At 68.6% G+C, this 14,017-nt stretch carries 12 protein-coding genes; 3 read left to right on the top strand and 9 right to left on the bottom strand.

The features are described from left to right. Positions 1–29 precede the first annotated feature (29 nt). The 8 genes from AB0G10_RS21450 to murD form a co-directional block, all read right to left on the bottom strand. On the bottom strand, positions 30–929 hold the full coding sequence (locus AB0G10_RS21450; RefSeq protein WP_360924182.1) for a carbohydrate ABC transporter permease: 900 nt from the start codon (positions 927–929) through the stop codon (positions 30–32). After that, entirely contained in the window at positions 929–1,816 is an 888-nt protein-coding gene (locus tag AB0G10_RS21445; RefSeq protein ID WP_360924179.1) for a sugar ABC transporter permease, read from the bottom strand. Before AB0G10_RS21445 ends, AB0G10_RS21450 begins: the two co-directional genes overlap by 1 nt. Positions 1,817–1,842: 26 nt before the next feature. After that, complete coding sequence (ngcE, locus tag AB0G10_RS21440) at positions 1,843–3,279, bottom strand: N-acetylglucosamine/diacetylchitobiose ABC transporter substrate-binding protein (RefSeq protein WP_360924176.1); 1,437 nt, start codon at positions 3,277–3,279, stop codon at positions 1,843–1,845. 12 nt (positions 3,280–3,291) lie between these two features. Beyond that, the gene (locus AB0G10_RS21435) at positions 3,292–4,149 is read right to left on the bottom strand and encodes a carbohydrate ABC transporter permease (RefSeq protein ID WP_360924173.1); all 858 of its coding nucleotides are present in this window, start codon (positions 4,147–4,149) and stop codon (positions 3,292–3,294) included. Beyond that, complete coding sequence (locus tag AB0G10_RS21430; RefSeq protein WP_360924170.1) at positions 4,149–5,120, bottom strand: sugar ABC transporter permease; 972 nt, start codon at positions 5,118–5,120, stop codon at positions 4,149–4,151. Before AB0G10_RS21430 ends, AB0G10_RS21435 begins: the two co-directional genes overlap by 1 nt. A gap of 56 nt (positions 5,121–5,176) precedes the next feature. Continuing rightward, complete coding sequence (locus tag AB0G10_RS21425) at positions 5,177–6,490, bottom strand: extracellular solute-binding protein (RefSeq protein ID WP_360924167.1); 1,314 nt, start codon at positions 6,488–6,490, stop codon at positions 5,177–5,179. Positions 6,491–6,527: 37 nt separating this feature from the next. After that, on the bottom strand, positions 6,528–7,403 hold the full coding sequence (locus AB0G10_RS21420) for a MurR/RpiR family transcriptional regulator (RefSeq protein ID WP_360925012.1): 876 nt from the start codon (positions 7,401–7,403) through the stop codon (positions 6,528–6,530). Between the two features lie 1,033 nt (positions 7,404–8,436). Further along, positions 8,437–9,789, bottom strand: coding sequence for a UDP-N-acetylmuramoyl-L-alanine--D-glutamate ligase (gene murD, locus AB0G10_RS21415; protein ID WP_360924164.1), 1,353 nt, complete (start codon positions 9,787–9,789; stop codon positions 8,437–8,439). A gap of 88 nt (positions 9,790–9,877) precedes the next feature. Here murD and AB0G10_RS21410 point away from each other — a divergent pair, with 88 nt between their 5' ends. The 3 genes from AB0G10_RS21410 to AB0G10_RS21400 all read left to right on the top strand — a co-directional run bounded on the left by AB0G10_RS21410 (position 9,878) and on the right by AB0G10_RS21400 (position 12,717). Next, positions 9,878–11,176, top strand: coding sequence for a hypothetical protein (locus AB0G10_RS21410; RefSeq protein WP_360925009.1), 1,299 nt, complete (start codon positions 9,878–9,880; stop codon positions 11,174–11,176). 11 nt (positions 11,177–11,187) lie between these two features. Next, entirely contained in the window at positions 11,188–12,267 is a 1,080-nt protein-coding gene (locus AB0G10_RS21405; RefSeq protein WP_360924161.1) for a serine hydrolase domain-containing protein, read from the top strand. Between the two features lie 72 nt (positions 12,268–12,339). Next, positions 12,340–12,717, top strand: a complete 378-nt coding sequence (locus AB0G10_RS21400) for a signal peptidase I (protein ID WP_360924158.1) — start codon at positions 12,340–12,342, stop codon at positions 12,715–12,717. A gap of 447 nt (positions 12,718–13,164) precedes the next feature. Here the strand turns inward: AB0G10_RS21400 and AB0G10_RS21395 are convergent, their stop codons facing one another. Beyond that, complete coding sequence (locus AB0G10_RS21395; protein ID WP_360924155.1) at positions 13,165–13,995, bottom strand: RNA methyltransferase; 831 nt, start codon at positions 13,993–13,995, stop codon at positions 13,165–13,167. Between the last annotated feature and the right edge of the window lie 22 nt (positions 13,996–14,017).

The following is a 14,017-nucleotide window of genomic DNA, read 5'->3' as shown; positions in this document are numbered from 1 at the left end:
GCCATTCTGCGCCCGCGGTACGACAACTTTTACTTGACGGCGCCCGCCGTGAGGCCCGCCTGGATCTGCCGCTGGAAGATCGCATAGACGACGATCATCGGCAGGATCGTCAGGGTCAGCGCCGCGAAGAGCGTGGACCACTCGGCGTGGTACCCGGCCTGCACGCTGATGTTCGCGATGCCCTGGGTCAGCACCCACTTCGAGTCGGCGCCGGCGCCCTGCATGATCGCGACCGGGAGCAGGTACTGATTCCACTGGCCGACGATGTTGAAGATCGTGATGCTGATCAGGCCGGACTTCGCCATCGGCATCATGATCTGGAAGAACTTCCTGGTGTGCGACGCGCCGTCGACGGTGGCCGCCTCGTCGATCTCGTGCGGCAGCGACTTGAAGAACGCCGCCAGGAAGAAGACAGTGAACGGCAGCGAGTACGCGATGTAGACCAGGATCAGGCCGGTGAACGTGTTGATCAGCCCGAAGTTCTTGAGGATGAAGAAGAGCGGGGTGATCGCCATGAACGTGGGGAACGCCAGGCCGGAGACGAACAGGTAGTAGAGGAACCGGTTGCCGCGGAACTGGTAGCGCGCCAGCACGTAGGCGGCCATCGAGCCGAACAGCATGGTCCCGGCCGTGCTGATCGCCACGACGAAGACGCTGTTCAGGAAGTACCGGCCGATGTGCGCCTGGTTCCAGGCCGACACGTAGGTGTCGAAGGAGAACGAGCTCGGCAACGCGAAGGGCTCGCCCAGGAAGATCTCGGTGTTGGTCTTGAACGAGGCCAGAAGGACCCAGATGAGGGGGCCGGCCGTGGCGAGCGCCCAGGCGACCAGGGCGATGTGCGCGAGGCCGTTGAGGGCGCTGAACTCCCTGCGCTTCTGCGCGGCGGCGGGCTTTTCGGAACCGGCGGGCTTTTCGAGAACGGCGGTCATCAGTGGGCCTCCCGCCGGGTGACCCGCAGGGTCAGCGCGGCGAACGTCAGGGTCAGGAAGAAGAGCGCCACGCCGAGGGCCGAGGCGTAACCGGCCTGCGAGTACTCGAAGGCGTTCCGGTAGATCATCATGGCGAGCACCGAGGTGGCGCCGTCCGGGCCGCCCCGGTCCACCGACATGATGTTGATGAGCGCGAAGCAGTCGAACGCCGCGATGCCGAGGTAGACCCAGGCGACCTGGAGGGTGTTCCAGAGCAGTGGCAGCGTGATCTTGAAGAACAGCGTGACCCGGGTGGCGCCGTCCAGCGCGGCCGCCTCGTAGATCTCCGCGTCGATCGAGCCCATGCCGGCCGAGAAGAGCACCACGTAGAAGCCGACCGCCTGCCAGACCGCCACGGCCAGGATGCAGGTGAGCGCCCAGCGCTCGTCGGCGAGGAAGAGCCACGGGCTCCAGGACTCCGGGAAGAGTCCGTTGATCATGCCGCTCTTGTCCGAGGCGAACACCCGGCCGAAGATCACCGCGACGATGGCGAGCGCCATCAGCTGCGGGAAGAAGAAGATCACCCGATAGAACTTGGAGCCCCACACCCCGCGCTTGTGATCGCGGCCCACGTTCAGCAGGAACGCGAAGAACAGCGCGATCGCGATCGTGATGATCGGGAGCAGGATCAGCAGGTACAGGTTGTGCCAGACGGACCGCCAGAACAGGTCGTCGCCGAAGAGCCGCTCGAAGTTGTCGAAGCCGACGTACTTGATCGGGCCGAGACCGGACCAGCTGGTGAAGGCCAGCTGGAAGGTCTGGATGTAGGCCGCGACCACGAAGATGCCGTAGAGCGCCACGGGCACGGCAAGGAAGCCGATGATGAAGGGGTACTTGCCGTGCCGCATGGCGCGCCTACCTCTTTGCTACAGGCTCAGGAACGGGTGAACTTCGTGACGGACGAGTCGGACGCGACGGCCTGCGAGGCAGCCTCCATCCGGTCCGCGAACTTCTGCGCGTCGTAGTCCTTGAACATCAGGTCGTTCGCGGCCGCGCGGGACTCGTCGTCGAGCTTCTTGTACCAGGTGTCGAACAGGTAGCCCATGAAGATGTCCTTGCCGGCCTTGCCGACGGCCTCGTTCGCGCTGGTCAGCCCGGGCGAGATGGTGACACCGTCGGCCGCGCCCGCCACCACGGTAAGCGACTTGGTGAGCTTGGTGAAGCCCAGCGCCGCCTCCTTGGAGAGCATGCCGCGCAGGTACTCCATGCCGCCGCGCGGGTTCTTGCCCTTGGCCGCGACGAAGTAGATCTCACCGGCCGCGGCGTTGAGGGCGGCCGCCGGGAGCGCGTCCGCGGTGGTCACGCTCGGGTACGGGGCGACCGCGTACTCGAAGCCCGGAGGGGTGTCCTTGGCCTGCTCGTTCTCCAGCCAGGAGCCGCACGGGTAGAACGCCAGCTTGTCCTGGTTCTGGCGGAGCTGGACCTCGGTGTGCTTGAGGCCGAGGAAGCTCTTGTCCAGGTGGTTCTTGCCGACCTCGGCCCACGCGGCGGCGGCCTTCACGATGGCGTCGTTCTTCCAGGCGCCGGCCTTCAGGTTGTCGATGTCCTTGAGGACCTGCTCGCCACCGATCTTGCCGGCGCTGGTGAGGATGGCCCGCACCTGGTAGTACGACGCGTTCGCGCCGGCGTAGCCGTACGGCGTGATGCCGGCCGCCTTGATCTTGTCGAGCAGGGCGGTGAAGTCGGCCCAGGTCTCCGGCACGGTCCAGTTGTTCTTGGTGAACAGCGCCTTGTTGTACCAGAGGCCGAAGACGGTGTACGCGTAGTTCACGGCGTACGGCTTGCCGTTGTAGGTGCCCTGCTCGATCGCGCCCGGCACCAGCGTCTCGGCCACGGTCTTGCCGGACACGTCCCAGGACGGCGCGGCGAACAGCTCGGTGAGGTCCTGCGCCTGGCCGGCGTTGACGACCGCGCCGAAGTCCATCAGCTTCGAGCCCGAGTTGTTGATCATGTCCGGCGGGTCGCCGGCGTTGATCCGGGGCTGGACGACCGTGGAGACCTCCTGGGTGGCGGAGTACGTCACCTTGGAGTCCGGCCACTTGGCGTTGTAGAGCGGGATGTCGACGTCGGTGGCGTACTTGGTGCCCAGGCCGCCGTCGAAGATCACCACCTCGATGCCGGTCTTCGGGTCGATGCCGAGCGGGTTCTCCGCCGACTTCTCACCGGTGGCCTGCTCGGGCGCGTCCTCGTCGGCGCCGCCGCCGACACAGGCGGAGAGCATGCCCACCGCGGGGGTGGCGGCCAGGCCGACCGCCGCGGCGCGGCGGAGGAGGGTACGACGGTCGAGTTCGGATGCAGTTATCTCGGACATGAAAAGGCCCTTCTAACCCTTGACGGCGCCGGCGGTCAGACCGGTGGCGATGTTGCGCTGAATGAGCAAGAAGAAGATCACCACGGGAATCGATGTGATGATCGCACCGGCCATGAGGGGGCCCCAGGCGGTACCGCGCTCGGTCTGGTTGTAGAGCAGCCAGGCCATCAGGTTCTGCTTCTCCGGGCTGTTCAGCGTGTTGATGATGATGAACTCGTTCCACGCCTGGATGAACCCGTAGACGGAGGTTGCGACCAGACCGGGACCTGTCAGCGGCAGGATGATCCGCCAGAACACCTGGGCGCGGGTGCAACCGTCGATCATCGCGGCCTCGTCCAGCTCCCGCGGGATGCCGGAGATGAAGCCGCGCAGGGTCCACACCGTGTACGGCAGCAGCAGCACCAGATAGACCAGGGCGACGCCGGGCAGGGTGTTGGTGAGCTCGGCGCGCTGGAGCATCAGGAAGAGCGGGATGAGCAGCGCCAGGAACGGCACCAGCTGCACGGCCAGGATGACCAGGATGATCGCCTTGCGCCCGTAGAACGAGAACCGGGCGATCGCGAGCGCCGCCAGGAAGCCGACCACCAGCGCCGCGGCGACCGCCATGGCCGTGATGATCAGGCCGTTGATCATCGCCGGGATGAAGAGCTCCTCGCCCAGCGCCGACTTGAAGTTGTCCAGCGTCGGGTTGATCGGCAGGAACGTCGGCGTGAAGCTCTTGACCTCGGTCTCCGGCTTGAACGCGGTGTTCAGCACCCAGTAGACCGGGAAGAGCATGAGCAGGCCGAAGATGATGCCCGTGGTGTTGGCCGCGATGGTGCCGGCCCGGCTGCGTCCGACGGTGATGACGCCTTCGTCGTGGCGAGCCATCAGTCCACCTCTCCGATCTTGAACATCTGGCGGATGTAGAACGCCATCACGCCGAGCATCAGCAGCACCGTGATCACCGAGATCGCCGAGCCGTAGCTGTACCGGGACTGGCCGAAGGCCTGGGTGTACGAGAACGTCGCGAGCGTCTGGTAGACCGGCTCGGGGTGGCCGTCGCGCAGTGCCCAGTTCTGGGTGAAGAGACCGAAGTTCCAGATCACCGAGAGCGTCGTGACGATCGTGAGCAGCGGCTTCAGGATCGGCAGCGTGATGTTGCGCAGCGACTGCCAGGACGAGGCGCCGTCCACGGTGGCCGCTTCGAGCAGCTCCTTCGGCACCTGGGTGAGCCCGGCGCTCAGCGAGATCGCCAGGAACGGGATGCCGGCCCAGACCACCAGCGTGGTGATGACGGCCCAGCCCTCCCAGGGGTTGACGAACCAGCTGTGGTTCGCGAAGTCCACTCCGGGGATCTTGTCGATCAGGTAGTTCAGGACGCCGAAGTCGGAGTCGGTCAGCCAGCGGAACGCCTGCGCGGCGACCAGGGCCGGCAGCGCCCAGACGAACATCATCGCGATCATCATGAACAGCCGGACCCGGCTGTGCACCCGGCGCATCAGCAGCGCGATGCCGAGGCCGAGGATCACCGAGATGGTGACCGAGACGACCGTGAAGACGGCGGTCCGCAGAACGACGCCCCAGAACACGCTGTCGGTCAGCGCCTTCGTGTACTGGTCGAAGCCGACCCACGGCGGGGTCAGGCCGGTGATCAGCTCCCGCAGCCGCATGTTCTGGAACGACAGGACGATCATGCGGTAGAGCGGATAGGCCAGCAGACCGGCCAGGATCAGCAGGGTGGGCAGCGAGAGGAACCAGGCGGTCCGGGCCTCACGCTGGCTACGGCGGCGCACCCGGTTGATCTTCCGCGCCTGCGGCGGCGCCGGCTGCGTCCTCGGCGGGGTGTCGACGGCGGTCATGGAATTCCCTCCTGGGCGTGCCGCCCGCCTCACGAGAAGGCGGGCGGCACAGCGAATCAGGCCTCGTTGAGCGTGGCGTTGATCTGCTCGTCGGCCCACTTGGCGCCGTCGGCGACCGTCTTCTTACCGGTCAGGATGTCGGTCAGCATGGTCTGCAGGATGCTGGCCTTCTCCACGTCGGCCCACTTCTCGGCGTTCGGCGGGAACCAGCTCGACTTCGCGGCGAGCGCCGGGTTCTTGATCGCCGGGTTCTCGGCGGCCTTGTCCAGCAGCGCGGTCGAGTTCGGCAGCGCGTTGGCCTTGATCAGGCCCTCCATCGACTTGCTGTCGGTGAAGGCCTTGATCCACTGAGCGGCGAGCTCCTTGTTCTCGCTCTTCTGGGTCACGCCCAGGTTCGAGCCACCGAGGAAGGAGGGGATCTCCGGCATCGGCGCGGCGGCCAGCTTGCCCTTCACCTTGGTCGGGACGAGCTCCGAGGTCGGGTCGTTCGGGTCCTTGCGGACCTCCTCGGCCGAGCCCTGCTCCCAGCCGTTGCCGTAGAACATGCCGCCCGAGCCCTGGGCGAAGATGCCGGCCTGCTCGTTCTCGTTCTTGGTGACGTCGGCCTTCGAGTACTTCTTGGTGACGTCGACCCACTCCTGCAGGCCCTGCTGCGAGGCCGGCGAGGAGAGCTGGCCGACCCACTTGTCGCCGTCCTTGGTGGCGATTTCGCCACCCTTCGACTTGACCCAGGACATCGCGGCGTACCAGTACTGGCCCGGCATGTAGAACGCGCTGAACTTGTTGTCCTTCGCGTTCGCCTTCTGCAGCTTGTCGGCGGCCGAGAGGAAGTCCGCGTAGGTGGCCGGGGCCTCGGCGATGCCGGCGGCCTTGAAGAGGTCGGTGCGGTAGATCAGCACGCGGGCGCCGGCGTAGTACGGCACGCAGTAGGTCTTGCCGTCCAGCTCGCACGCGCCGGAGAGGCCGGTCAGCCAGGTGTCCGAGTTCTCGAAGTCACCCTTGTTCAGCTCCGCGAAGCCGCCGTTGAAGACGTACTTGGAGAACTCGGTGTTGCCGAGCTCGACCACGTCCGGCACGTCGGTGCCCGCCAGCGTCGCGTCCAGCTTGGTGAGGTGGTTCGCCCACTGCTGGTACTCGACGTTCACCTGGGCGCCGGTGGCCTCGGTGAACCGCTTGCTGGCGTCCTCGACGACACCCTTCCACGCGGTCTCGGCGTCGACCATGAGCCAGACCTTCAGGGTCTTGCCCTTGCCGTCGACAGCGCCGGTGGCCGAGGTGACGGCCTCGTCGTCGCTTCCGCCACCGCCACAGGCGGTGGCGCCGAGCAGCGTCGCGGCGAGAGCCGCGGCGACCGCAATCTTGCGCTTCACTTTTCCTCCCGAGGGGACTTCAATTTTTGAGAAGGGTTCAGCTGTCTTGCGCGGCCTTGTGCCCGTGCACCGCCTGAGCGGTGCGCTGGAACGCGGCGTGGGAACGTTCATGGGTCCGCTGCGCTACGGCGACGTAGAGCAGGTCGAGGACGACCAGCTGCGGGTGCCGCGCGCTGAGCGCGTCCGGCCGGAAGGTCGTCGCCTGGGTGGCGGTGAGCAGGACGATGTCGGCGAGCTCGGCCAGCGGTGAGCGCGGGAAGCTGGTGAGCGCGATGGTGGTGGCGCCCCGGCTGTTCGCCTCCGCGAGCAGCTCGATCGTCTCGCCGGTCTCGCCACTGTGCGAGATGCCGAGCGCGACGTCGCCGGGCCGGGACAACGCGGCGCTGGCCAGACCGTTGTGCACGTCGGTCCAGGCCCACACCGGGATGCCGATGCGGTGCAGACTGAACTGCATCTCCTCGCCGACCAGCGCGCTTCCGCTGGCGCCGAAGATGTTCACGCGCGGCGCCGCGGCGATCGCCACCGCTGCCCGCTCTACCTCTGCCAGGTCCAGCAGCGAGGCGGTGTCGTGCATGGCCCGCGTGTCGGCCGCCATGATCTGGCCGAGGACCCGCTCGAGCGGATCGTTCGGCTGGATCTCGCGGCCGATGTCGATGTGCCAGCCGGCCGAGCGTGCCCGGCCGGTCTCCGCCGCGATGCCGAGGCGGAGGTCCGCGTACCCGTCGAAGCCGACCGCCCGGCAGAAGCGGGTGATCGTCGCGGGCGAGGTGCCGCTGCGCTCGGCCAGCTCCACGATGGTGGCGCGGGAGGCGGCGGCGGGGTCGGAGAGGACCTGCTCGGCGACCCGCTGCAGCGCGCCGGTGAACTCCGGCAGCAGCGTGCGCACCCGCAGGAGCACACCGTCGGCCCGCATGTCCTCACGAGGGGTCGCGATCACTGGGCTCCCGTTCAGGGCGGCCTTGTCTGGGCTCCCGTTCTGGGCGGCCTTGTCGCGAACCGACGAGGGGGCGACCGCGGTCCACGCGGTGCCGTCCATCTCCGGCTCAGCCATCGGACACCCTTTCAGGAAGGACTGTTTACTGTCGCGGTAAAAGTTCTTACTAACCGCCCCTTCGTGTCAAGCAGTTGGGTGAAGTTTTCAAACCGTTACCTGACCTGCGGCAATGAACGGATGTTTCCGAGCAGGCGGATGACGGCCATCAATCAGCAAATAACCCTTACGATGTGTGCGCCATCACATGTCCGCAATAAGCCCGTTTTGTCCTCAGCTGTTCGGAGGATGCCCTCATGTCTCAACGGCCGACGCGGGCTAGCACTTTCGGCCGATCTCCGTGACGCGCCGAAACCTGGTCGTCACGCACGAAACAAGATCAAAAAATTTTCCGTACGAGGCCGAGCGGTCGCCGGACACAGCCACCACGCCCCGGCCACGGTCCTCCAGCCAGCGACAACGCAGGCAGATCACCAGACCCGCCGGCCGGGTCGCTGGTCACCCTCCGGCGGTCCCGCTCTCACAAAGAGTCACCCGCGCAGGCCGCGGCCCGACTGCAGCCCACGGTTCCCGACGCGCCCGTTTTCCCACCATGAGCCGCAGCCCCCGGCCCGGCTGCACACCACGGCACGGCCAGCGCCCGAAATGTCGCCCTGCCGTACAGCCGTACAGCCAACGCGCCGCCCGGCTGCACACCACGGCACGACCGGCGCCCGAAATGTCGCCCTCCCGTACAGCCAACGCGACCTGGCTGCACACCACGGCTCGGCCAGCGCCCGAAATGTCGCCCTGCCGCACAGCCAACGCCGCCCGGCTGCACACCACGGCACGACCGGCGCCCGAATTGTCGCCCTGCCGTACAGCCAACGCCGCCCGGCTGTACGGCACGGCTCGGTCCGCGCCCGAAATGTCGCTCTCTGGTACAGCCGGGCCCGCACAGGGACGGGGAGGGCGGCTATTTGGCGGTGTCGGCCACGGCCTGGGCGAAGACCTCGGAACGGTGCTCGAAGTTGCGGAAACGGCCGTAGCTCGGCGCGGCCGGCGAGAGCAGCACGACCCCCCCGGCCGGCGTGACCTCGCGGGCGATGCGCACGGCGTCCACGAGATCCTCCGCCAGCCGCGTCGACACGCCCGACAAATCCGAAATTTCGGAAATGATCCGCCCACCACTGTCCGGCAACCCGATCACTGTCAGTGTCCGCAACGCGAGGAAGTCTCGTAACGGCGCGTAATCCAACCCGCGATCAGTCCCGCCCACCAGCACGGTGAGTGGCCGATCCTCGTAGGCCTCGATGGCGTGGATCGCCGAGTACGGACTGGTCGACAGCGTGTCGTCCACGAACGTCACCCCGGACGGATCCGAAATCTCCGCGAGCCGATGCGGCAGCCCCCGGAACGACCGGACCGCCTCCTCGAGCGAGTCCCGCAGCCCGACGACGTCGATCCCCATCCCGTCCAGCACGGCGAGCGCCACGCACAGGTTCCGCTCGTTGTGCCGGCCCTTCAGCGCCAGCGCCGACCGGGCGAACAGCGGCTCGTCGCTGCAGAACACCGTTCCGTCCTCGACCCGGAACCGGGAGTCGCCGGCGGCGGCCGGCACCGGCGGGAACCCGTTCCGGTCGGCGACTCCGCGGATCTCGCCGCGCAGCCGCTCGTCCTCCGCGTTCACGACGATGAGCTCCGGGCCGTGGCGCAGCAGGTTCAGCTTGTCGCGGTAATAGTTCTGCTCGCTGCCGTGCGAGTCCAGGTGTTCCGGGAAGAGCGAGGTCACCACGGCGACCCGGGGCGAGTCGGTCAGATCGGCGCACTGGTAGCTGGACAGTTCCAGCACGTACAGATCTGATTCGGGCATGTCGAGAAGCGGAATGCCGATGTTGCCGCCATAGGCGTTCGGCCGGCCCGCGGCCGCCAGCAGGTGACTGATCAGGCTGGAGGTGGTGCTCTTGCCCTTGCTGCCGGTCACCCCGACGGTCTTCGCGGCGTTCGCGGCCATCCAGAGCGCGCTGCCGCCGGTCACCGTGACGCCCCGGCTGCGGAGTTCCCGCAGGTACGGGTGGGTGAGCGGGACGCCGGGCGAGCGCACCACGACGTCCGCCGTGTAGAGCGCGGCCTGCGCGTGCTCCCCGCCGGCCAGCGGCGCGAGCTCCGCGATCTCACCCTCCCAGGCGGTGGAGAGGTAGTTCGCGCTGTCGTCCACGGCGATCAGCCGGGCCGGCCCGTGCTTCGCGATCGCGGTCACCGCGGCCCGCCCTTCGCGGCCGGTGCCCCAGACCGCCACCGAGCGGCCGCGCAGATCCTCCAGGCGCACGTCATCTCCCCCAACCGGATCGCTCTCGAGTCGAACTAATATTGCCCGTCGGCCTAATGACAGGAGTTCCCGGGTGCAGTTCGACGTCATGCGCTTCCCCTCGTACTCGTTCGATCCCTCGACCGGGGTGGCGGCGTTCGACTACCTGCTCGACGGTCCGGAGCCGCTCCGCTTCACCGAGACGATCTCGTTCCCGGTGCCGACGGTGCCGGGCAGCGATGCAAAAGAAGTCCCGGAGGCGTTCACCCGGGTCCTCGACCTGCTGCACGTCGTGGCCGGGGTGAGCTACTACAAGGTGGGCGCGCCGGCCCGGGTCGTGGCGCCGAAACCGGTGCCCGCCGCGGTGCGCGACTTCTTCACGGCGGTCTACACGAAGGGCATGGCGGAGTACGCGTACCGCAACCGGCTCCCGCACGTCCTCGAGCAAACGGTCGAAACGACCGACATTCCGGAAATTTCCGAAATGTCGGAGATGGGCGGCCGGCCGCTCTCCGCCGTCGGCGGCGGCAAGGACTCCATCGTCACGCTCGAGATCCTCCGCGCCGCGGGCCTCGACCCCGTCCCGTTCTCGGTCAACCCGAACCCGGTCATCGAGAACGTCAACGCCGCCTCCGGCCTCCCGGCCCTGGCCGCCCGCCGCAGGCTCGACCCGAGGCTGTTCGAGCTGAACAAGGCCGGCGCGCTGAACGGCCACATCCCGGTCACCGCGATCAACTCGCTGATCGCGATCGCCACGGCGGTCTGGCACGGCCTCGGCCCGGTGGTGATGTCGAACGAGCGGTCCGCCTCCGACCCGAACCTGATCTGGAACGGTCACGAGGTCAATCACCAGTGGTCCAAGGGCGCCGAGGCGGAAGGGCTGCTGCGGGACGCCGTGACGGCGTACACCGGGCTGGCCGACCCGTACTTCTCGCTGCTGCGCACGCTCTCCGAGCTGCACATCGCCCGGCTCTTCGCCGGTTACACAGCGTACGACGACGTCGTCACGAGCTGTAACAAGGCGTTCAAACTTCACGACCCGACGGCCCGCTGGTGTGGTGACTGTCCGAAGTGCCGGTTCGTCTTCCTCGCAATGGCGCCGCACATGCCCCGCGAGCGGCTCGCGCACATCTTCGGCCACGACCTGTTCACCGACGAGGCGCAGGTCCCCGGCTTCCTCGAGCTGCTCGGGGTGGACGCGCACAAGCCGTTCGAGTGCGTCGGCGAGGCCGAGGAGTGCCTGGTCGCGCTCTCCATGCTGACCGACGACGCGCCCGTGCTGGTCGCCCTCCGCGCCGCCGTGCCGGCCTCCGCGTGGGACGACGCCTCGCACAGCAACGTCTTCACGCCCGGCGGCCCCAACCACATCCCGCCCGCCTTCCGCAAGATCCTCGACGAGGCGCTCTAGATCCAGATCAAATGCCTTTCCGTGTACGAGGGGAAGCCGCCGAACCGTTCGCCGCGCTGGTGGACGTCCTCGGCGGCCTGCCGTCCGACCCGGGCGCCCAGCTGGTCGTCCACCACGACGGCCGGCGGGTGGCCGACCTCTGGTCCCCGGCGTCCGGCGGCGGCGACGCGCTGACCGGCGTCTTCTCGGCGGGCAAGGCGGCCGCCTACCTCGTGGTCGCGCACCTGGTCGGCGAGGGCGTCCTCGAACTGGACCGCCGGGTCGCCGAATACTGGCCGGAGTTCCCCCTCCGCGCCCTCACCCTGGAGGATCTGCTCGCCCACCGCTCCGGCCTGATCGGCGTGCACGGCGGCTTCACCCCGGCCGAACTCGTCGACGACCGTCTCCTGGCGGCCCGCCTGCTCCACCAGGAACCGTTCTGGAAGCCGGGCACCGCCTACGGCTACCACGCCTTCACGATCGGCGCCCTCGCCGGCGAGGTCGTGTGGCGCGCGACCGGTCGTACGATCAAGAAGCTCTTCGAAGAAGTGATCGGGGCGCCCGATGTCCTGCTCGGATCGGCCGGCCCCCGCTACCGGCCGGTGCTGCCGCCGCCCCGCAGGATCCGCATCCCGGCCGGCAGCCTCACCGAGATCGCGTTCAACCTGAACGCCTCCCCGCCCACCGACATGATCGACTGGATCAACACGCCGTCGGTCCGCGCGGCCGGCCCGGTCTCCGGCGGTGTCGTGGCGAGCGCCCGCGGACTGGCCACCATGTACACGGCGGCCCTGAACCTCATCGACCGCCACACCCTCGCCACCTTCGCCCGCGCCTCCTCGGACGGCTTCGACCGCGTCACCGGCGAACGGCGCCACTTCGGCCTCGGCTTCGAGATCCAGCACCTGCGCTACCCGGGCCTGTCGGAGTCCGCCTTCGGCCACAGCGGAGCCTCCGGCACCCACGCCCTGGCCGATCCGGAGCGCGGCCTCGTGTTCGCCTACACGAGACAGGAGTGCGCCTACCCGACCGGCGCGGCCCCGGAAGTCCCCGCCCTGCTGAACGCGGTCCTGGCCGCCCTCTCCCCTGCCGGAATCGCGGGCACGCGGTAGCGTCGGCCGCTCAACGCGGTCCCGGCCGCCCTCCCCTGCCGGAATCGCGGGCACGCGGTAGCGTCGGCGACCGTGACAGATGGGATCTACGTCGGGAACGCCGACCCGGACGCGCTGGCCGACCGCGGCTGGCTGCTGGGCCACTTCAAGCCGGAGGGCGACCCCCGGCACAGCACGGACGTCGAGATCAAGTGGGGCCGGCACCCGAAGGGCGACCGCCGGGCCCGGTGGGTGCGCGGCGAGGACCGTACCGCGCTGCTCGTGCTGATCAGCGGCTGTTTCCACATGGAGTTCCCGGAGCGGACCGTGGTGCTCGACAAGCAGGGCGACTACGTGGTCTGGCAGCGGGGCGTGGACCACTCCTGGTACGCCGCCGACGAGTCAGTGGTCCTCACCGTCCGCTGGCCCTCGATCCCCGGCTACGCGGTACCGCTCCCCGCCGACGAATAGCCCCGCTGCAGCCGGTTGTCGTAGAGAACGCTTCCCGGAGCAATGGACGACAGCCGGACGGGCTCGGCTGCAGCCCATCGCCGCCTCGCCGCCCGATTTGCCACCCTCTCGTACAGCCACGCCGCGTGGCCGCACGCGAGAGCCGCCCCGCCGCCCGATTTGCCACCCTCCCGTACAGCCACGCCGCGTGGCCGCACGCGAGAGCCGCCTCACCGCCCGATTTGTCGCCCTCTCGTACAGCCACGCCGCGTGGCTGCACGCGAGAGCCGCTTCGGCGCCCGATTTGTCGCCCTGTTGTGCAGCCGGGCCGGGCCGGGTCGTGGGGATCGTGCGGCGGGCTGGGAGGCAGGGGCAGGGGACGAACCGGAGGGTGACGGGACGCCGGGGCCGGCGGCGGCGTGAGCCGGCGGAAGGGGCCGTCAGGTGTCGATGCGTGCGGGACGGTCGTCAGTGCTGTTGGGGACGGCCGCTGTCCCCGTACCCATGAAGGGAAAGCTCCCAGAAAGCGATCGCCGCCGCCGTGGCGACGTTCAGTGAGTCGACGCCGTTGTGCATGGGGATCGATACGCGGATGTCGCTGGCCTGCAACGCCTGGCGGGTGAGGCCGGGGCCCTCGGCGCCGAGGAGGAGGGCGGGACGGGAGCGCTGGGCGGGGGTCAGGGACTGGAGGGGTACGGCGTCGTCGGCCGGGGTCATCGCCAGCAGGGTGAAGCCGGCCTCGCGGATCGCCGAAAGGGTCTGCGGCCAGTCGTCGGACTTCGCGTACGGGATGGCGAACACCTCGCCCATGCTGACCCGGACGGCACGGCGGTAGAGCGGGTCGGCGCAGTTCGGCGAGAGGACCACGGCGTCGATGCCGAGGGCGGCGGCGCTGCGGAAGAGCGCGCCCAGGTTCGTGTGGGTGTTCAGGCCCTCGAGCACGGCGATCCGGCGGGCGCCGGCGAGCAGCGAGGCGAGCGGGGTGAGCGGGCGGCGGTGGAACGACGCGAGGATGCCGCGGTGCACGTGGAAGCCGGTGATCGACTCGAGGACCGGCGGCGGAGCGGTGTAGAGCGGCGCGTCGGACGGCAGGCCGGTCAGCTGGTCGGCGCGCTTCTCGTCGACCATGGCCGAGCGCATCCGGTAGCCGGCCTTCAGCGCCCGCTGGATGACCAGTTCGCCCTCGGCGATGAACAGCCCGTTCGGCGGTTCCCACTTGGTGCGGAGCTCCACGTCGGTGAGGGCGCGGTAGTCGGCGATGCGGGGGTCGTCGGGGCTGGTGATGCTGAACGCTGGCACCCAGGCATTGTGCTCCACCGCG

The sequence above is a fragment of the Actinoplanes sp. NPDC023714 genome (assembly GCF_040639855.1).
Lineage (GTDB): Bacteria > Actinomycetota > Actinomycetes > Mycobacteriales > Micromonosporaceae > Actinoplanes.
The sequence above is the reverse complement of the archived record's forward strand: the minus strand, read 5'-3'. Positions and strand labels throughout refer to the sequence as shown.